This is a genomic window from Aeromonas dhakensis, from assembly GCF_002285935.1.
In the GTDB taxonomy this organism is placed as follows: Bacteria; Pseudomonadota; Gammaproteobacteria; order Enterobacterales; family Aeromonadaceae; genus Aeromonas; species Aeromonas dhakensis.
Map to the genome: position 1 here is coordinate 375,922 of NZ_CP023141.1, position 18,106 is coordinate 394,027.

At 60.5% G+C, this 18,106-nt stretch carries 21 protein-coding genes; 11 read left to right on the top strand and 10 right to left on the bottom strand.

Features of this window, described 5'->3' with window-relative positions:
* Positions 1-63: 63 nt before the first annotated feature.
* On the bottom strand, positions 64-723 hold the full coding sequence (locus tag CK627_RS02025) for a LuxR C-terminal-related transcriptional regulator (protein ID WP_024942757.1): 660 nt from the start codon (positions 721-723) through the stop codon (positions 64-66).
* Positions 724-1,239: 516 nt separating this feature from the next.
* On the opposite strand from CK627_RS02025, the gene CK627_RS02030 reads away from it, so the two are divergent.
* A complete protein-coding gene (locus CK627_RS02030; RefSeq protein WP_005306061.1) occupies positions 1,240-1,815 on the top strand; it encodes a single-stranded DNA-binding protein in 576 nt (191 codons plus the stop codon).
* 169 nt (positions 1,816-1,984) lie between these two features.
* Positions 1,985-2,743, top strand: coding sequence for a substrate-binding periplasmic protein (locus CK627_RS02035; RefSeq protein WP_095591566.1), 759 nt, complete (start codon positions 1,985-1,987; stop codon positions 2,741-2,743).
* Positions 2,744-2,826: 83 nt separating this feature from the next.
* On the opposite strand, the gene CK627_RS23135 is transcribed toward CK627_RS02035, so the two are convergent.
* Positions 2,827-2,949 carry a hypothetical protein gene (locus CK627_RS23135; protein WP_005306071.1) on the bottom strand — a complete coding sequence of 41 codons (123 nt, stop codon included), beginning with the start codon at positions 2,947-2,949 and terminating at the stop codon, positions 2,827-2,829.
* 451 nt (positions 2,950-3,400) lie between these two features.
* Between CK627_RS23135 and CK627_RS02045 the strand changes: the two genes are divergently transcribed.
* The 4 genes from CK627_RS02045 to CK627_RS02060 all read left to right on the top strand — a co-directional run bounded on the left by CK627_RS02045 (position 3,401) and on the right by CK627_RS02060 (position 7,674).
* On the top strand, positions 3,401-4,279 hold the full coding sequence (locus CK627_RS02045) for a cation diffusion facilitator family transporter (protein ID WP_005306075.1): 879 nt from the start codon (positions 3,401-3,403) through the stop codon (positions 4,277-4,279).
* A 95-nt stretch (positions 4,280-4,374) separates the two neighbouring features.
* On the top strand, positions 4,375-4,659 hold the full coding sequence (locus tag CK627_RS02050; protein WP_017765555.1) for a YjbD family protein: 285 nt from the start codon (positions 4,375-4,377) through the stop codon (positions 4,657-4,659).
* 488 nt (positions 4,660-5,147) lie between these two features.
* Positions 5,148-5,357: a transcription antiterminator/RNA stability regulator CspE gene (cspE, locus tag CK627_RS02055; RefSeq protein WP_005306081.1), complete on the top strand. Its 210-nt coding sequence runs from the start codon at positions 5,148-5,150 to the stop codon at positions 5,355-5,357.
* Positions 5,358-5,727: 370 nt separating this feature from the next.
* Positions 5,728-7,674: a ligand-gated channel protein gene (locus tag CK627_RS02060; RefSeq protein WP_095591567.1), complete on the top strand. Its 1,947-nt coding sequence runs from the start codon at positions 5,728-5,730 to the stop codon at positions 7,672-7,674.
* 34 nt (positions 7,675-7,708) lie between these two features.
* Here CK627_RS02060 and CK627_RS02065 read toward each other — a convergent pair whose 3' ends face one another.
* The 3 genes from CK627_RS02065 to CK627_RS02075 all read right to left on the bottom strand — a co-directional run bounded on the left by CK627_RS02065 (position 7,709) and on the right by CK627_RS02075 (position 11,417).
* A complete protein-coding gene (locus CK627_RS02065) occupies positions 7,709-9,196 on the bottom strand; it encodes a transporter substrate-binding domain-containing diguanylate cyclase (RefSeq protein WP_095591568.1) in 1,488 nt (495 codons plus the stop codon).
* Between the two features lie 102 nt (positions 9,197-9,298).
* Positions 9,299-10,684 (bottom strand): ATP-binding protein, encoded by a 1,386-nt coding sequence (locus CK627_RS02070; protein ID WP_005306091.1) that lies wholly within the window; start codon positions 10,682-10,684, stop codon positions 9,299-9,301.
* 10 nt (positions 10,685-10,694) lie between these two features.
* Positions 10,695-11,417 (bottom strand): response regulator, encoded by a 723-nt coding sequence (locus CK627_RS02075; protein ID WP_005306095.1) that lies wholly within the window; start codon positions 11,415-11,417, stop codon positions 10,695-10,697.
* A gap of 179 nt (positions 11,418-11,596) precedes the next feature.
* Between CK627_RS02075 and CK627_RS22785 the strand changes: the two genes are divergently transcribed.
* From CK627_RS22785 to CK627_RS02085, 3 genes are all read left to right on the top strand, one after another.
* Positions 11,597-11,770 carry a hypothetical protein gene (locus CK627_RS22785; RefSeq protein ID WP_017780879.1) on the top strand — a complete coding sequence of 58 codons (174 nt, stop codon included), beginning with the start codon at positions 11,597-11,599 and terminating at the stop codon, positions 11,768-11,770.
* 70 nt (positions 11,771-11,840) lie between these two features.
* Positions 11,841-12,167: a hypothetical protein gene (locus tag CK627_RS02080; protein WP_005306102.1), complete on the top strand. Its 327-nt coding sequence runs from the start codon at positions 11,841-11,843 to the stop codon at positions 12,165-12,167.
* A 219-nt stretch (positions 12,168-12,386) separates the two neighbouring features.
* The gene (locus CK627_RS02085; RefSeq protein ID WP_005306105.1) at positions 12,387-12,737 is read left to right on the top strand and encodes a hypothetical protein; all 351 of its coding nucleotides are present in this window, start codon (positions 12,387-12,389) and stop codon (positions 12,735-12,737) included.
* A gap of 57 nt (positions 12,738-12,794) precedes the next feature.
* Here CK627_RS02085 and CK627_RS02090 read toward each other — a convergent pair whose 3' ends face one another.
* From CK627_RS02090 to CK627_RS02100, 3 genes are all read right to left on the bottom strand, one after another.
* Complete coding sequence (locus CK627_RS02090; protein WP_005306108.1) at positions 12,795-13,214, bottom strand: hypothetical protein; 420 nt, start codon at positions 13,212-13,214, stop codon at positions 12,795-12,797.
* Between the two features lie 149 nt (positions 13,215-13,363).
* A complete protein-coding gene (locus CK627_RS02095; RefSeq protein ID WP_095591569.1) occupies positions 13,364-14,365 on the bottom strand; it encodes a sensor domain-containing diguanylate cyclase in 1,002 nt (333 codons plus the stop codon).
* Between the two features lie 188 nt (positions 14,366-14,553).
* On the bottom strand, positions 14,554-15,492 hold the full coding sequence (locus CK627_RS02100; protein WP_167385241.1) for a helix-turn-helix transcriptional regulator: 939 nt from the start codon (positions 15,490-15,492) through the stop codon (positions 14,554-14,556).
* 75 nt (positions 15,493-15,567) lie between these two features.
* Between CK627_RS02100 and CK627_RS02105 the strand changes: the two genes are divergently transcribed.
* A complete protein-coding gene (locus tag CK627_RS02105) occupies positions 15,568-15,966 on the top strand; it encodes a VOC family protein (protein ID WP_095591570.1) in 399 nt (132 codons plus the stop codon).
* Positions 15,967-16,384: 418 nt separating this feature from the next.
* Here the strand turns inward: CK627_RS02105 and CK627_RS22790 are convergent, their stop codons facing one another.
* The gene (locus CK627_RS22790; RefSeq protein WP_162851583.1) at positions 16,385-16,561 is read right to left on the bottom strand and encodes a hypothetical protein; all 177 of its coding nucleotides are present in this window, start codon (positions 16,559-16,561) and stop codon (positions 16,385-16,387) included.
* A 71-nt stretch (positions 16,562-16,632) separates the two neighbouring features.
* Between CK627_RS22790 and CK627_RS02110 the strand changes: the two genes are divergently transcribed.
* Positions 16,633-17,577: a LysR substrate-binding domain-containing protein gene (locus CK627_RS02110; RefSeq protein WP_095591571.1), complete on the top strand. Its 945-nt coding sequence runs from the start codon at positions 16,633-16,635 to the stop codon at positions 17,575-17,577.
* A gap of 390 nt (positions 17,578-17,967) precedes the next feature.
* On the opposite strand, the gene CK627_RS23180 is transcribed toward CK627_RS02110, so the two are convergent.
* On the bottom strand, positions 17,968-18,105 hold the full coding sequence (locus CK627_RS23180; RefSeq protein WP_367643835.1) for a hypothetical protein: 138 nt from the start codon (positions 18,103-18,105) through the stop codon (positions 17,968-17,970).
* Position 18,106: the final 1 nt, after the last annotated feature.

An 18,106-nucleotide genomic window follows, 5' to 3' on the forward strand; every position in this document is an offset into this window, starting at 1 on the left:
AGTCAGTATGGCATAGAGACTACTGGATGAATAGACAGGTTTTATCCATCATCCCCATCGATTTCAGAGATATTCCTTGGCCCAGCTCACCGCCTGCAAGCGGTTCTTCACGTTCAATTTCTTGAAGACGTTATAGAGGTGGGACTTGATGGTGTGCTCGCTCACGAACAGGCTGTCGGCGATCTCGGTATTGGAGGCGCCCGTCATCAGATAGCGGATGATCTCCTGCTCGCGCACGGTCAGCAGCGTCTGGTTGCGCAGGTGATGTTCCCCACCCTTGCGGTAGTAGTTGACCAGATCGCACAGCAGGTGGCGCGGGATCCAGTACTCCCCCTCCAGCACCTTGCGAATGCCGAGCACCAGCCGATCCAGCGGATCCTGACAGAAGAAGAGCCCGCTGGTATGGGGCCACATCAGCAGCAGCTCCCGATCGGTGCTGGTCGGGGCATTGAGCAGCACCGTATTGGCCTCCCCGAAGCGGCTGGAGATCTCCCGCGGCCATCCTGCCTGCTGGCTCGACTTGAGGTAGTCCAGATCGACCAGAAACAGCGGACGAGGCTCGAGCTCGTCCGGTTGCGGTAGCTCCTCCAGGGCGCTTACCAGCACAATGGGCAGTGCCAGCTGCTCGGCCAGATAGCTCTGGAAGCTGGTTGCCTGCACATTGTTTTCGGTTACCAGTACGATGGGATATGGGGTGCTCATGAAAGGCTGGTCCTTGAACATTGCGGCCATGGTTTTTTTCGGCAGCAGAGAGTACCAAGCCCCCCGTAGGGTGCAGCATTAAAAAAGTATTAGACGGTGATGCGCCTCCTTTGAAACTCACCAATTTTCCAAGCAATACAAATAACTAGCAGCCCCCCCCCATTTGGGTGGAATGCTGGCATCCAGGCAGACAGAGGCTGTCGCAGCGTCATCGAATCCCCTTTTCGCGCCCGGGTTTCGATGCTAGGTATCCCCCTCTGCGGCTCACTTGCTGGCCAAGGCCCGCCTCGTGTAAGTTAACCCCTCGGTCCGGAGAAGCTGGCGACGAAGAAGACGTCTTTCTCCCCAAAAACTGTTACTATTGCGGGCAAAATCTGGAAACGGCATGGCAGTCGACAGGCTAGCCACCCCGGGTTCAGTCATCACATGAGTCGCAAGCGCCTGCGGCGTTCTTGCGTATCTCGCAGAAAACAAACGAAATGTTGAATTGGTCCGGGCATATGGCCTGGCCGGAATACAAAGGGTGGAAGAGAGATTATGGCCAGTCGAGGCATCAACAAAGTCATTCTGATCGGTAACCTGGGGCAAGACCCGGAAGTGCGCTACATGCCGAGCGGCGGTGCCGTGACCAACATCACCCTGGCCACCTCCGACACCTGGCGCGACAAGCAGACCGGTGAGCAGAAAGAGCGTACCGAGTGGCACCGCGTCGTCTTCATGGGCAAGCTGGCCGAAGTGGCGGGCGAGTACCTGAAGAAGGGTTCCCAGGTCTATGTGGAAGGCAAGCTGCAGACCCGCAAGTGGCAGGATCAGAGCGGCCAGGAGCGTTACACCACCGAGGTGCTGGTCGATGGTTTCAGCGGCGTGATGCAGATGCTGGGTGGCCGTCCGCAAGGCGCCGGTCAGGGCATGGGCGGTCAGTCCCAGGGCAACTGGGGTCAGCCGCAACAGGGCATGCAGTCCCAACAGCCGATGAACCAGTCCCGCCCGGCTCCGCAGCAGAACATGCAGCAACAGCAGGGCGGTTATAGCCGTCCGGCCCAGCAGCCGCAGTCCGCTCCGCCGGTATACAACGAGCCGCCGATGGATTTCGACGACGACATCCCGTTCTAAGGGAAGCTCACAGTTCAGAGGGCCCTGTTCACGCAGGGCCTTTTTTTGCCCGTTATTGACGCAGGCGCGACACGCAAGCCGGCTCCCCCGACCAGAGTCGCCGACCCTGCTCCCCCTGTCGCCCGCCCAGGGTTTATCATCAGGGCAATTCGTTTGTCAGAGAGAACGCATGGGGTTTTTGTCTCGTATCCTGCTGCTCGCGGCAAGCCTTGCCGTGCTGTTTCACTCTCCCCCCTTGCTGGCCGGCGAGCCACTGCGGGTGGGGGTCAGTTTCGCCATTCCCCCCTATGTGATTGAGGAAGAGGGACGCGGCATCGAGCTCGATCTGCTGCGGGAAGCCTTTCGTGGCAGCGGTTACGAACCCAGCTTCGAATATCTGCCGCTGGAGCGCACCTTTCGCATGCTGGAGTCCGGCAGGCTCGATGCCATCATCAACGTCAAACCCGGGATGCTGGACAACGTCTTCCTGTCGCAGCCCGTCATCGCCTTTCACAACCGGGTGTTCACCCTGAGCAAGACCCACATCGCCACGCTGGACGACATGAAAGAGCTGAGGGTCAGCGCCTTTCAGCGGGCACGCCAGGTATTGGGGGGAGCCTTCGCCAGCATGGCCGACCAGAATCCCCGTTACGAGGAGGTCGCCAAGCAGCAGGGACAGGTGCACAGACTGATGCTGGGGCGGGTGGATGCGGTGATCCTGGAGCAACGGGTGTTCTATTACTATCTGGCGCAACTGGCCACCAGCAAGTATGGCGCCGAGCTCTATGCCCCCAGCCGGGTCAGACAATATGATCTGTTCGCTCCCACCCACTACCATTTCGCCTTTCGCCAGGCCGCGCAGCAACGCTGGTTCGATCGCCAGCTCGGCAAGATGCGAGCCGATGGCCGCTACGAACGGATATTTGCCAGCTACGGCGCGACCCCCTGAGCCCACGCCAAAAACATAAAAGCCAGCCCGAAACAGGCTGGCTTTTTGTTACTGGCTCCAAAGGAACTACAGCATGGGGAGCGTTACTTCATCGCGCTGCCGTTTTTCAGTTCTGCTTTCTGACGTTTGGCTTCGCGCTTCTCTTTCAGTGACATCTGCGGTTTTTTCTTGGCATCTTTGCCGTTGTGATGTTCTTTGTTACTCATCATCAAACTCCAAAAATGTTACCCAGACAGTTGGAACCCAGGTTCCAGCATGCCATCCGAATCGTAGACTACAGTACGCTTTCAGTGACGATCCCAAGATCGCACTCAATCCAGCATACCCCCAATCTTGCGCAAGAATCCACCCTCATCCGTCACGCCGCACCAAACCGGGGCCGATGACCCCTGTCAGGCACTCCTGGCCGGGGAAGGAACGGCCGTAAAAACACCGGAAGCCTTATAAAGTAGCGATTATCAATATTATTTGGCGACCAGCTGAAATAAATCACCAAAAACCAAAACAACTATTATTTAAACGAGCGGTGTTAATTTGGATAAGCATTCTCACTATCGCCGGAAACAAAAAGTTACAACCTCAAGAAGTCATTATTAACGCAAGCTGATATTATCAGGCCTTATTTTCAAACTATTTCATCGAGAATAGGGATATCCCATGACCAGAAAAACCAGAGCCGCCTTGGTCTCGGTTTGCTCCAATATCAGCCTGATTGTCATGAAGATAATTGCCGGCATACTGAGCGGTTCCGTCAGCATCATCTCCGAAGCCATCCACTCGGCCATGGATCTGGTGGCCGCCCTGATCGCGCTGGTGGCCGTGCGCAAGTCGGATATTCCACCCGACCCGCGCCACCCCTATGGCCACGACAAGATAGAAAATGTCTCCGGCGTGATCGAAGCACTGCTGATCCTGCTGGCCGCCGGCTGGATCATCTTCGAGGCCGTCGGCAAGCTGATCACCCCCACCCCTATCGAAGGCGTCGGACTCGGCGTGCTGGTCATGCTGTTGTCGGCGCTGGTCAACAGCGGCGTCTCCGCCTATCTCTACCGGGTCGCCAAGGAAGAAGAGTCGGTGGCGCTGGCCGCCGATGCCCTGCATCTGAAGGCGGATGTGCTGACCTCGCTCGGGGTGGCTGCCGGTCTGCTCGGCATCTGGATCGCCTCTGCGCTGGGCTACAACCTCTATCTGCTGGATCCCCTCGTCGCCATCGGGGTCGCGCTCTTCATCCTCAGAGAGGCCATCACCATGCTCAACCAGGCCTTCCAGCCCCTGCTGGATCACAGCATGAGCGAGGAGGAGCTGGCCATCACCACTCAAGTGATCGAGGAGTGCTGCCCTGAGCACGGCGGCTTCCACGATCTGCGCAGCCGTCAGGCGGGGCGTCGCCGTCATATCGACTTCCACCTGACACTGCCCAAGGAGATGAGCATCGAGCACTCCCACGCCATCTGTGACCGCATAGAGCAGGGGATCCAGCGCCATCTGCCCCACGCCATCGTGCTGATCCATGTCGAACCAACCGGTCACGCCTAGTCCAACCGGGGAAATCATCGGGAATGCCATCGACAGCACAATAAACAGCCAGGTGACGTGGTAGGGTGTTCCCTCCCCGTCATCAGGTACACGCCGTGAAAAAGCTGGAAATGAAGGATCTCACCGACGCCGAAAAGGCCGGGATCACCCTGCTGCTGCAAAAAGCACAGGCCAACGCGGACCACCCATTGACCAATGCCGAGCGCAATCGCATACGCGAGGAAGGCCGGCTCAAGGTGGTCGCCGACCGGGCGGCGGCTGCGAAAGCGGCGACACAACTCGCAAGAGAGAAAGCCAAGGAGCGGGCCGCCAATCAGGTACTGCCCGAGACATTCAGCTGGGTTGACTCCGTCAGCAATCGCTTTCGAAAGAAGCCTTGATCATGCCGTTTCAACCGAATGTAGCCAGCCCACGCCCTGTCGACGGGCTGGCTTTTTCATGATGGAAGGGGAAGGTTCTGACCCTTGACGTGACATTATCTGTCGACTCGCATGACCCTTTATCTCGTTTTTTCTGCGCACAAAGGGATTCACACCACCCCGAAAAGCACCTGAAATGGATATTCATGCTATTGATATAAAAGGTAAAATCGTCCTGAAAATCCAGTCATCCGGCACAGAGTACCAACTGAGAGATAAAGTTTGCTTTAACAAAGCGTGCGTGTTCTAATCGACAGCGATAGTTCGGCAGTTCAGTCCTGATTATGTTAGGCAGTCATTTTAGTAAAGCAGTGATTAGTGCAAGTGTTATTTCGATGATGCTTGACGAATAATTCTCCTTCTTTAGTGCTTCCCCTACGTATTGCTGACGAAAAATCAAAACTTGCCATCTGATGGCATTTCAAACACTAAATTTGAGAGTAATTATTATGTCCAAAGTGACTGGTACCGTAAAATTCTTCAACTCCGAAAAAGGTTTTGGCTTCATCTCCCCGGTTGACGGCAGCAAAGACGTGTTCGTACACTTCTCCGCTATCCAGTCCAACGGTTTCAAAACCCTGGAAGAAGGTCAGCGCGTTGAGTTCACCATCGAGCAAGGCCAGAAAGGCCCGGCTGCTGCCAACGTAGTTGCCCTGTAATTCAAGTCAGGGATACCGTCACCCCGCTTCTGCCGGCTGAACGGATCCACTGCAAGAATTGAAAAAACCCGCTTCGGCGGGTTTTTTGTTGCCTCGAATTCACCCTGCCCGCCATCCCCGCCCTGCTCCCATCCTTGCATACCTCCGTTTCTCTGCTGGCGAGAGGATAACCGCACAATATTAATGAGATTAATTATCATTTACACAGTCATCAGTGATCACTACAATGCCTGCCGACCGCCGGGATCACTATTCGATTGAACCTGCCTGGTCCGGGTTTCACGCGGGATGCGGCGAGACCCCCCATCGATTCACCCAAAGGATGAATGCATCTTCTTACTAAAAAAGAGTTCAGGCCAACATGATAACAATGCACCGCAACAAGCTGACCACGCTCATTCTCGCCGTCCTCGCCGCCAACGCCCATGCCGCCGAACAGGAGGTCATGGTGGTGACCGCCTCCGGCTTCCAGCAGAAGATCGAGAACACCGCCGCCTCCATCTCGGTGGTGACGCGCGAGCAACTGGAGAAACGCGCCTACCGTGACGTGACCGACGCCCTGAAGGACGTGCCGGGGGTGGTGATCACCGGCGGCGGCAGCAGCAGTGACATCAGCATTCGCGGCATGAGCTCCAAGTACACACTGATGCTGGTCGACGGCAAGCGGGTCGACAGCCGCGGCACCCGTCCCAACAGCGATGGCCCCGGCATCGAGCAGGGCTGGCTGCCGCCGTTGCAGGCCATCGAGCGGCTCGAGGTGGTGCGCGGCCCCATGTCCTCCCGTTACGGCTCCGACGCCATGGGCGGCGTCATCAACATCATCACCCGCAAGACCGCCAGCATGACGGCCTGGCAGGGCTCGGTGCAGGCCGACTCCACCTTCCAGGAGAACAAGGGCTCCGGCAACATCTTCCAGAGCAACGCCTACACCGCTGGCGCCCTGGTGGATGGCCTGCTGGGGGTGCGAGTGAACGGTCTGCTCTCCCACCGCGGCGAGGATCAGTTCCAGAACGGGTTCGCCGAACAGGAGATGCGCAGCGGCACTGTGGTGTTCAGCCTGACACCGGACGAGCACAACCGCTTTGACTTCGAGGCCAGCCGCGGTCTGCAGGATCGCAACCGTACCCCGGGCGACTCTCTGGCAGCCAAAGACAAGCCCAGCCTGAACACCTACGGGCGCACCAACTACGCCATCACCCACGACGGCCGTTATGACTTTGGCTCTTCCACCAGCTACCTGCAACGGGAAGAGAACACCAACCCCGGCCGTCAGATGAAGCTCATCAACACCATCGCCGACACCCATACCCAGTTCGAACTGGGGGCTCACTACCTGAGCGTGGGCGGTCAATACCGTCACGAGGATCTGCAGGATGAGGGCAACCAGCTCAACGTGGCCAACCGTGCCAATCAGCTGACCCGCTGGAGCTGGGCCCTGTTCGTGGAAGACGAGTGGTCGCTGACCGACAGCTTCGCCCTCACCGGCGGCGTGCGGATGGACCGTGACCAGAACTACGGCACCCACTGGAGCCCGCGTCTGTACGGCGTCTGGCACCCGGCCGAATTCTGGACCCTGAAGGGTGGCGTCTCCACCGGCTACCGCTCACCGGACCTGCGCATGTCGGCCGCCAACTGGGGCCAGGCCACCGGCGGCGGCACCCAGGACGGCATGCTGGTCGGCAACCCGCAGCTCAAACCGGAAACCAGCGTGAGCCAGGAGATCGCCCTGCTGTGGGATGGTCAGGAGGGGCTGAGCACAGGGCTGACTCTGTTCAATACCGACTTCGAGGACAAGATCTCCGAGATCCGCCGCTGCACCAGCAAGGATGATCCCTCCTGCACCCTGAACGGTCACACCTATGACTTCATCAGCGACCGCATCAACGTCGACAAGGCGAACATGCGCGGGGTGGAAGGTACAGCCAACTGGGCCATCAACGAAAAGTGGTCGCTGGCCTCCAGCTACACCTTCACCCAGTCCGAGCAGAAGAGCGGTCCGAACGAGGGCAAGGCGCTTAACCAGATGCCGCGCCACATGTTCAACACCACGGTCGACTGGAAGAGTACCGATGACGTCAGCCTCTGGTCACGGGTCAATTTCCGCAGCAAGACCTCGGACTACCTGAGCCGGGTCAGAATGGCCGACGGCACCCCTTCCTACACCTTCTTCGACACGGGTCTGGTCTACAAGGCCAACGAACATCTGAACGTCACCGCAGGCGTCTACAACCTGTTCGACAAGACAGTGGACTACAGCAGCTTCGGCACCGTGCTGGATGGTCGCCGCTACACCCTGGGCATGACCTACAACTTCTGATGACTCACCGCCGCCCACCCTGGGCGGCGGTTCTTTATTGCCCCGCCTCGTCTGCCATCTCTTTCACATAGCTTGCCGCCTGCCAGGTGTTGCGCCCCAGCGACTTGGCGCCATACATCAGCTGATCCGCCTGCAGCAGCACTCGTCGGCCCTCTGCCCTCACCTCTGCCGGCACCCACACAGCCCCCGTGCTGATGGAGATGCCAAGCTCCCCGGCGCTGGTCGACAGCTTGCGGCCATTGACCTCCCGCCCGATCCGCTCGGCCCACTGCTGCAGCGTCGCCATGTCGGCCACCAGCAGACTGATGCAGAACTCCTCGCCGCCGATGCGGGCGAACAGGGCGCTGGCGGGCAACACCCGCTGCACGCGCTCCACCATGGCCGACAGTACCTCGTCGCCGACCCCGTGCCCGAAGTGATCGTTGATCCCCTTGAAGCGATCGAGATCGAACAGCAGCAGGGCACACGGCTCGCTGCTGGTCAGTCGTTGCTCAAACAACGGCAAGAAGGCGCGCCGGTTGAGGATGCCGGTCATGGAGTCGGTGCTGGCGAGACGCTCCAGCCTGGCGTTGGCCTGGATAAGCTCGGCGGTACGACTCGCCACCGCCCGCCGCAGCTGGATGATGTAGGCCATCAGCACCAGGCCGCCGACGGCCAGCAGCCAGGGCCAGAGATGAGCCGGGTAGACGGTCTCGATATGCATCCACTTGCGGATGATCCGCTCCCGATCCGCCTCGCCGATGCGGGCGAAACCCTGCTCCAGCTCCTGCAGCAGCGCCTGATTGCCCTTGGCGACGGCAAAACGGACGTCATCGCTGTAGAGGTGGCGCACCGGGATGAAACGGGTGGGATCCGCCGCGGTGTAGATGTAGAAGTTGGCCACCTGCAGGTCGGCGATGAAGGCTTCCAGTTCGCCGTTCAAGGCAGCGCGCAGCATGGCGTCGTTGTCATCGAAGGTGCGCAGCCGGGTGCGCGGGAAGTTCTTGCGGGCGTAGTACTCCTCGAACCCTCCCGCCACCACCCCCACGCTCTCGTGCAGCAGGTAGTAGTTCACGTCCGAACCGCGCAGGGAGTTGGCGAAGAAGAGCTGGGCGTCGAGGTGGGAGAGGGCCTGGCCATAGTCGTAGACCATATTGCGCTCCGGCGACCAGAGCAGGCCGCCATGGACATCGGCCTGGCCGTTGCGAACCAGGTCCAGCGAGCTCTGCCAGTCCACCAGCTTGAACTGGATGGGGCGACCGGTGACGCGGCCATACTCGCGCCACAGATCGATCAGCAGGCCATCGGGCTGACCCGCTTCATTGAGATAGGAGAAGGGCTGCCAGGCCTTGGAGTTGGCCACGATGAGCGGTTTGGGCGCTGTGTTCGCCCATGCCGGCGATACCAGCGCCCAGAGCAGCAGCAACCACCCGTATCCGACTCGCCACCTGACTCCCGACTCACCTGCCATCCCTGTACCGACCCTGCTGTTTGGCCGTCTGCGCGGCCATCGATTATCACCATCTTCAGCATAGGAGAACAAGCATGAGCGAGTATGAAACGAGCGTGATGCCGGCCGGACCAGTACAAGACCAAAAACGAGAAGGGCGCCCGCAGGCGCCCTTTCCATCGACTCGTTCGCCCCTCACAGCGGCAGGCTGATGCGAGCCTCCAGCCCGCCCTGCTCCCGGTTGTGCAGGGTCAGTTCGCCCCCGTGCTGGTGCACCAGGGTGCGGGCGATGGAGAGCCCCAGCCCCACGCTGCCGGATTCGGTGTTGCGGGCCTCGTCGAGGCGCACGAACGGCTTGAACACATCCTCCAGCCGGGCCGGATCGATGCCGGGCCCCTGATCGCAGACCCGGATCACCAGCTCGCTGTCGGTGCGTTCCAGCGACACCTCGGCGCTGCCGGCGTACTTGATGGCGTTGCCGATGAGGTTTTGCAGCACCCGGCGCAGGGTGTTGGCGCGGCAGGCGTAGACCTGCTTGCCCTCGGCCAGGCAGGTAACCGGCTGACCTGTGTCGGCATAATCGTCGCACAGGCTCTCCAGCAGGCTGACCAGGTCCAGCTCCCGGGTCGCCTCCTGCTGCCCCTCCTCCCGGGCGAAGCTGAGGGTGGCCGCCAGCATCTGTTCCATCTGTTGCAGGGTCTGCTGGATCCGCTCCTTGTCCTCCCCCTCGTCCAGAAATTCGGTGCGCAGCCGCAGGCTGGTGATGGGGGTACGCAGATCGTGGGAGATGGCCGCCAGCATGCGGGTACGGTCCTGCACGAAGCGATCGAGCCGGGTGTGCATGCGGTTGAAGGCCTGGATGGATTCGCGTACCTCGGTCGGCCCCTCTTCCCGCAGCGGCTCTATGTCCTCGCCGCGGCCGAGCCGGTCCGCGTTGGCGGCCAGCTGCTTGAGCGGCCGGGTGGCACGACGGAACAGCCAGATCATCATGCCGATCACCAGGCTCGCCACCAGCATCAGGTTGAAGGTGGTCTGCCAGGACCAGCTGGCCGACTCCTTGTCCACCAGCGAGCTGAACTGCAGCCAGCCGCCGCGCGGCAGCTGGATGGAGCCGTACAGCCGCATGTCCTGCGGTGGCGGCACCCCCTTGCGGTCCTTCATCATCCGGTTGTGGTGCTGCCAGGCCCGGCTGCGCTGGGCATCCTGCTTTAGCTCGGCGCTGATCTCCACCATCAGGGTCGAGGGGTAACCCAACCGGGAGCGCACCAACTGCTCGAAACGGGGGCTACGGTTGTCCGGCTGCAGCGGCTCGTCGGCGATGCGCAGCAGCAGGGTCTCGCTGCGGCTCGCCTTGAGGATCTCGTCATAGAGGGAGGGGGGCGAGAGGGCCAGCAGCCGCACCACCGAGACGATGCGCTGCATGGCGTTGCGACTGTTGACGTAGCCGAGCGCCTCCTCCCGATCGGTGCGATAGATCTGGATGCTGAGCAGCTGGATCAGCACCAGCCCGGCCAGCGCTACCAGGATGATCTGGCCGGTCAGCCCCTTGGGCCACAGCTTCGACCAGCCGCGTCTTAACATCCCCACCGCCTTATACCTGGGTTACATCGGCGGCGAACAGGTAACCGCCGCCCCAGATGGTCTTGATAAGCTCCGGATTCTTGGGATCCCGCTCCAGCTTGCGCCGCAGCCGGCTCACCAGGGTGTCGATGGCCCGGTCGAACGCCACCGCCTCGCGGCCGCGGGCCAGATCCAGCAGCTGATCCCGGCTCAGCACCCGCTGCGGGCGCTCCAGAAAGACCCGCAGCAGGTCGAATTCGGCGGTGGAGAGGCTCAACCCCACCCCTTCCTCGTCCACCAGCTCGCGCCGGTTGATGTCGAGCAGCCAGCGATCGAAGCGCAGATCCCGGGTCAAGGCCTCGGCCACCGGCTGCGGCTCGACCTGGGTGCGGCGCATCACCGCCTTGATGCGGGCCAGCAGCTCGCGCGGATTGAACGGCTTGGCGAGGTAGTCGTCGGCCCCCATCTCCAGCCCTATGATACGGTCGGTCTCCTCCCCCATGGCGGTAAGCATGATGATGGGCAGGCTGGACTTGGCCCGCAGTTCGCGGCAGAGGGTCAGGCCGTCTTCTCCCGGCATCATCAGATCCAGCACCAGCAGATCGAACTCCCGCTCCTCCAGCAACCGCTTCATCTCCTTGCCATCGCGGGCACAGCTGACCCGCAGGCCGTGCTGTTCCAGAAAACGCTTCAGCAGATCGCGGATCTCGCTGTGATCGTCGACCACCAGAATGTGGGTGCTGTTTTGATTCATGGGGACCTCCTGTTAGAGCTGGCACGAGTATACGAAAATCCGCCGGGCGGTTTGTGTCAAAGTGTGCCAGATCAGCAAGATGCCACACTCTGCTACAAAAAAGCGGCCGCTCGGCAAAGTTGAGACACAGACCGGCTGTTTACTGTGACCACCCCATCGGTTGCAGGAGCAGACAGGCCATGCTGGCCCTCACCACCCCCTTGCTGCTGGCCTTTGCCGCCAGCGAAGCCCTTGCCAGACAGGCAAGGCGCACATCTGGCCAGAACGACCCGGTGCAAGCCGGCGCCGTCGACGCGGCAGCAGACGATACCGGCGTGCCCGCCGACCAGGCGACCGAGCCCCCTTCGTCATGATGCGCCCCCTCCGGTGCGCACCCTGACCTTCCCGCCGCCCCTGCGGCATCTCATCAAGGAGAATCGACTCATGATCAACAAGACCATGGCCCTGTTCATGCTGGCCGGACTGGCCCACACCGGGCTGGCCCAGGCCGCCCTGCCGGCCGACGTCAGCGTTGCCCCCGGCCTGCTGTTCGTCAACTGGCACGACACCGCCAGCAGCGGCGATGCCCATCCGACCCTGGAGGTCCACAATGCCGCCGGCGATCTGATCAAGCGGGTCCCCGCCCGGCTGAACGGCATGCAGCAGGTACGCCTGCCAATGCGGGCCCAGGGTGACCTGACCCTCAGCCTGGACGGTGAGAGCAGCAGCTATCGGATGCCCTACAGCGTCGGTAGCGGTCGCCAGCGCTAAGCCCGCCCATCCGGAAAAATACCCCGCCAGCGACCAACGCTGACGGGGTATTTTATTTCCCGCCCAGCATGGGCCCGGTCAATGCCCGGTACAGGGTCATGGTGTCACACTCTGCTACAAAATAGGCTTCAACTGGCAAAGTTCAGACACCTGTCTGGTGTGTAATCAGGGTCAAGGCGAGCAAGCCGACCCCGAACTCAATCCGCAAGGAGATAGACCATGAAAAAACTGACCAAGACTCTGCTGACCGCCACCCTGATCCTTGGCCTGCCGCTTGGCGCCTATGCCGCCAGCGAAGCCGTCAGCACTGCCCAGCCCGGCATGATGACCGACTGCCCGATGGACGGCAGCGGCATGATGGGCGGCAAGCACCATGGCGGCCGCCACGACAAGATGGCCCGCATGCAGAACATGACCCCGGAGCAAATCCAGGCGAACCTGCAGCAGCGTTACGACAAGATCGAAGATCCGGCCAAGAAGGCCGAGTTCGTGAAAAACCTGAATCTGCGTGCCGACGGCATGACCAAGCACGCCGAAGCGATGAAGCAGTTCGCCGAAGCGCACCAGTAATTCGAAAGCAGCAAAAAGGGGCCCGCGGGCCCCTTTTTTCATGCACGTCGTTCAGACTCAGGCCTTGGTCTTGTCGGCCAGGTTCAGGGTCTTGACGGTTTCGCCTTCGAACTTGATGAGCACGGTTTTCTGGGCCACTTCGGACTCCTTGAACAGGCTCTTGGAGGTCTCAGCCAGCATGGGGGAGACCTTGTTCAGGGCGCCCAGATCATAGGTCCACACTTCCAGACCGGCTTCGGTCTTGGTGCTGGCCGGTGCGCCCAGCTTCTCTTTGATGGCCTGCTTGTTGGAGCCGCCTTCCTTGATGTCCAGCGCCTTCTTGATCGCCTCGTTGGAGGCGCTGTCCATGGCGGTGCCGGCCATCTCTTTGGCAGTGCTGGTCACGCTGCTGGTCACTGTGTCGGTCAGGGAGTCCATCAGGCCGGCGTTGGCCATCAGGGGCAGTGCAGTCAGGGCAACCAGGATGCTCTTTTTCATCGTTTCATGTCTCACGGGATTAAAGAGCGCGCATCAGACCAGCGTACCCGTACGGAGTCAAGATGAGGCTGCGGTCAAGACGCATTCGGGGGGAAGGATTAGCACCATTCGGCAGCCGGCGGCCTGCCTGAGAGGGGTGAGACGGCCGGCTACTGGCAGATCTGGTTCTTGCCCGTCTGCTTGGCCTGATAGAGGGCCCGATCCATTCTGACCATCAGCTGACCCATGCTCTCGTCCGGCCGGTACTCGGCCAGCCCGAAGCTCATGGTGATGGGAAAGTGCTCGCACACCGGCGTATCCATCAGCAACTGCCGCAGCTTGTCGGCCACCCGCCAGCCATCGGCCAGGCCGGTATTGGGCAGCACCACCATGAACTCGTCCCCGCCCCAGCGGGCAATCAGGTCTATTTCGCGAATATGTGCCCGCACCAGCGCCACTATGTTGATCAGGGTCTGATCCCCCGCCTGGTGACCGTGGCTGTCGTTGATCTGCTTGAAGTCGTCCACGTCCATGGCGATGACGGAGAAGGGTTGCTGAAAACGCTTGGCACGCTCGCACTCCTGCCGAATGGTGCGCTCCAACCGGTAGCGGCTGGCGGCACCGGTCAGGGCGTCGGTTTCCGCCAGCTGGCGATTCTCCTCCGCCTTCTGCTGCAGCGCCTCGTTGAGCCGCACCAGCTCGGCGGTGCGCAAGGCAATCTGCTGCTCCAGGGTGTGATTGCGCCGCTCCAGCTGCTCCAGCAGCAGCTTCTGGGCGTGGATGTTGCGGTGAGCGCCGATCATCCGGGCCACAGAACCGTCCGGGTTGCGGGCTATGATGCGGCCGCAATCCTCGATCCAGATGTAGTCGCCGCTACGGCTACGGCAGCGATACTCGACCCGGTAGTCGGGGGCGGCGCCGCTCAGGTAGGCGTCGAAGCAGGCCATCACCTGCTCCATGTCGTCGGGATGGATCACGCTCTCCCAGGTGAAGACAGTGTTGCCGAGGGTGTGGGGCTCGTAGCCCAGCATCCGGTACCAGCCGGGATTGCGATAGACGAACCCGGTGTTGGCGTTCCAGTCCCAGATACCGTCGCTCACCACCGCCAGGATGCCGTGCACCACGGCTTCGCTGACGTCCGAGATCCTGATCGTGTCACTGTCTTGCAGCATAGAGACCATCCTTGCCCTCTCACCCCCAACTGCGGGAAATGCAATCTGATTGAAGAAAAACGACTATGGGGAGACGACTCCCATGAAACCCAACTCTGTCGCGGCCAGCCGGCTCATGGCCCGTCTCCGGTTATCGGCCGCAATCAGGTTCGTCTGAACAACAGTAGCAACCAGTGTGACTCAATACACTAGCCTTTTCCGGTTTTAAAGGCGGGATGATGCCGGTGGCGATAGTGGCTGGGCGCCAGGCCGTGCTGGCGTTTGAAGGCGGTGGAGAAGTGGTACTCGTTGCGAAAGCCGCACTGCTCGGCCAGCAGCTTTACCGAATCGGCCCGGCTGGCCAGCAACAGCGCAGCCCGTTGCAGCCGCAGCCGTTGCAGCAGCGCCATGGGTGCCAGCGCGAAGTGCTGCTGGCAGAGCCGGTAGAGCTGGCGCTCGGAGAGATGCAGGGCGCTGGCCATGCGCGCTATGTCCCAGGGCTCGGCCAGCGCCTCCTTGAGCAGCAGTTCGAGGCGCAGCGCCAGCCGCTCGCCGCGCCGCTGCCCCTCCCCCTTCTGCAGCAGACGGCGCAGATAGAAGCCGAGCTGCTCTACCAGCAGGGCACTGAGCAGCGGGTCCTGATGGCGCTCCTGCTCCGCATAGAGGTTCTCGATGGTGCGCAGCAGAGTGGCCTGCTGGGAGGTGCAACCCAACCGGGATTGGCTGGCGAAGGCATCCCAGGGGGAGTCCTTGTGCAGCAGCAGCCACACCAGCTCCCACTCGCTCGACTGTTGGCTCAACGGCTCGCTCGGCTGTTCACTAAGCTGCTCTCTCAACGGCTCATCACTCAACTGCTCACTAAGCTGGTAGCAGAGCGGCTCCCCGGCCGGGATCAGCGCCCATTCACCCACCTGCAGCCGCGCCATGCGATCGCCCACCAGCACCTCCCCCTCGCCCCCCAGGGTCAGCAAGAAGCAGTGCATATCGGCAAAGCGGCGCGCAATGCGGTAGCGAGTCTTGAGGCGAGAATAGCCCGCCAGCCACACCTGCTCCTGCGCGAGGGCCGGCAGCAGGCTGTCACAGCAGATCTGCTCGCGGCAGTCGGGGGAGACATCGATAAGCTCGATGTTGGCAGTTTCAGACATCATCAGGACGGACTCAACCATGTCGAAGGGGCAGGCCCCAGCATAGCATTAAGGGCATCAAGTCACAGGAGATAAGCCATGCATATCCATCACGTCGCCATCTGGGCGCAGGATCTGGAGGCGCTCACAACATTCTACTGCACCCTGTTTGGCGGGCAGGCCAATGAGCGTTACCACAATCCAAGCAAACAGTTCAGCTCCTACTTCGTGCGCTTCGAGGGGGGGGCCAGTCTGGAGCTGATGCACACCCCCATCCTGTTTCCGGCGGATCTGCGCCTGCCACACCCGCTGCAGGGGCTGGCCCATCTCGCCTTCTCCCTCGGCAGCACAGAGGAGGTGGACAAGATGACCGCCCGCCTCAAGCTGCTCAAGGGGGCCGAGGTGAAACACCTGGACGGCCCCCGCTGGACCGGCGACGGCTATTACGAGAGCACCTTTCTCGACCCGGAAGGCAACCGGCTGGAGCTGACCATCTAATCCCAGAGATCTCCCCTCACCCTGCCCTCTCCCAACGGGAGAGGGGATCATGCGGTATCGGGAGCATGATCGCTCACCACACCGGTTCAGTTAACCGCAATACCATCAGCCAGGTAGGTTCGATTAGCGAAGCGTAATCGGACAGCGTATTTGCTCCCTTCTCCCCTTGCGGGAGAAGGGTCGGGGATGAGGGGAAGGCAAAAGAGATTTAACAGTAAACGTTGGGCTTCGTTCAGCCACCACCTTCGCAACAGATTGATTGATGCGGTCTCGTGCAGAAATATATACGGGACCACCTATCGCCAGATCATATCACCTGAGGCGCCATACATATTTCAGATAGAGTGAGACCAGCACTACTCAATATTATATTCAGAAAAATAAATCTGCATTGGCGTATGGAACAAAAAACAGCGTCTCAATATTTAATCCTGTCTCTGGCGTGGTGCTGCTTTTGATTGTCATCGTTGTGCAGCCCCATATCGTGTCGCAACCAGTCTGGCATATTCTCCTGCTTGAATGTGCGGGTCTTGTCGGCCCTTCTGGTCAATATTTTCATGATCGATTCGATCAGATTGCTTCCTGCCGTTTCCATGATAACCTCGCCTTGATTTCGCCGTTTGATTGGACGTCGAGTGTTATTAATCCGGGCCAGGAAGGCCAACGATGAAAGCTAACCAGACACATAAGCGCAAGTTATACATCGCCCAGATCGGTGCCCTGCACACCTTCGAGGCGGCGGCCCGCCACGGCAGCTATTCCCGCGCCGCCGAGGAGCTGTTCATCACCCAGGCGGCGGTCAGCCAGCAGATCCGGGGGCTGGAGCAGAGTCTGGGGGTCAAGCTGTTTGTCCGCGAGGGGCGCAACATGCGTCTGACCGAGCGGGGTGCACGCCTGCTCCCCTGGGTCAGCCAGGGCATGGCGGCGTTCGAGCAGGGCATGGCCGCCCTCGAGTGTGAGCCGCTGGCAGGGGTGCTGAACGTCACCGTCATCCCCTCCTTCGCCAGCCGCTGGCTGATGCCGAGGCTCTGGCGCTTCGTCGAACGCCACCCCGAGGTCGAAGTGCGCCTCAACGCCAACCCCCAGGTGCAGCCCATAGGCCGGGGTGGCATGGATCTGGCAATCCGCTACTGCAACCGGGTCGACCCCGAGCTGAGCTCCTGCCTGCTGATCCGGGAGTGCGTCTTTCCGGTCTGCTCGCCGGCCTTGGCCGAGCGGCTGCAGCGTATCGAGGATCTCTACGACACCGTCATCGTCTCCGGGCCCGACTACGCCGGAGTCTCGTGGGAGAAGTGGCTGCAGGAGTCGGGCTATCGGCTCGACCTGAGCCGGATCAAGCGCTTCGAGGTCAACAACAACAGCCTGGCGATCGACATGGTGCTCTCCGGCAAGGGGGTCGCCCTGAGCCGCAACGTGCTGGCGGGGGATCTGATCGCCAGCGGCCTGCTGACCCGCCTCTTCACCAAGAGCTACAACCCCGACAACGACTACCACCTGATCTGGGATCCCGACTCCCCCCGACTGACCCGGATCCGCTGCTTTACCGACTGGCTCAAGGAGGAGGTCGCCCAGGGCCACGGCTGCCAGCCGGATATACAGGCCGGACCATAAGCCAGAGGCGGTTGGGGAGTGTGGATATCCGACGACCCGAATATCTGGTTTGTCGAAATCCCGCTTAAGGGAACCTCCAATTAGGTGAGCGTCGGGTTAAGCGATTATCCGGTTACGCGATTGTCCGATTACGCGACCGTCCGATTACGCTTCGCTAATCGAACCTACAAATGCCGGATAATCCCGTGGTGCGAAAGATATAAAATGATGCCCAGCCTCCCTTCTCCCGTTTATTAAAAAAGGAGGAGAAGGGTTGGGGATGAGGGGAAGGAAAAAGAGATTTCGCGGTAAACGTTGTGCTTCGCTACGCTCAGCCACAACCTACAAAATCGGTAGGTTGGTGCTGAATCTGTGAAGCCCAACGTAAGAGACCTATCTACGAAACCCATCCTAATTAGAACGATTGAAATCTAAAAAATTACGATACAACTCATCAAAAGTAATTATTTTTACATGAGAAGACACTGCATCTCTATGGATTTCAAATGCCCGTAATTTATCTTTATCATCATTGAGGTCAGATAACAAA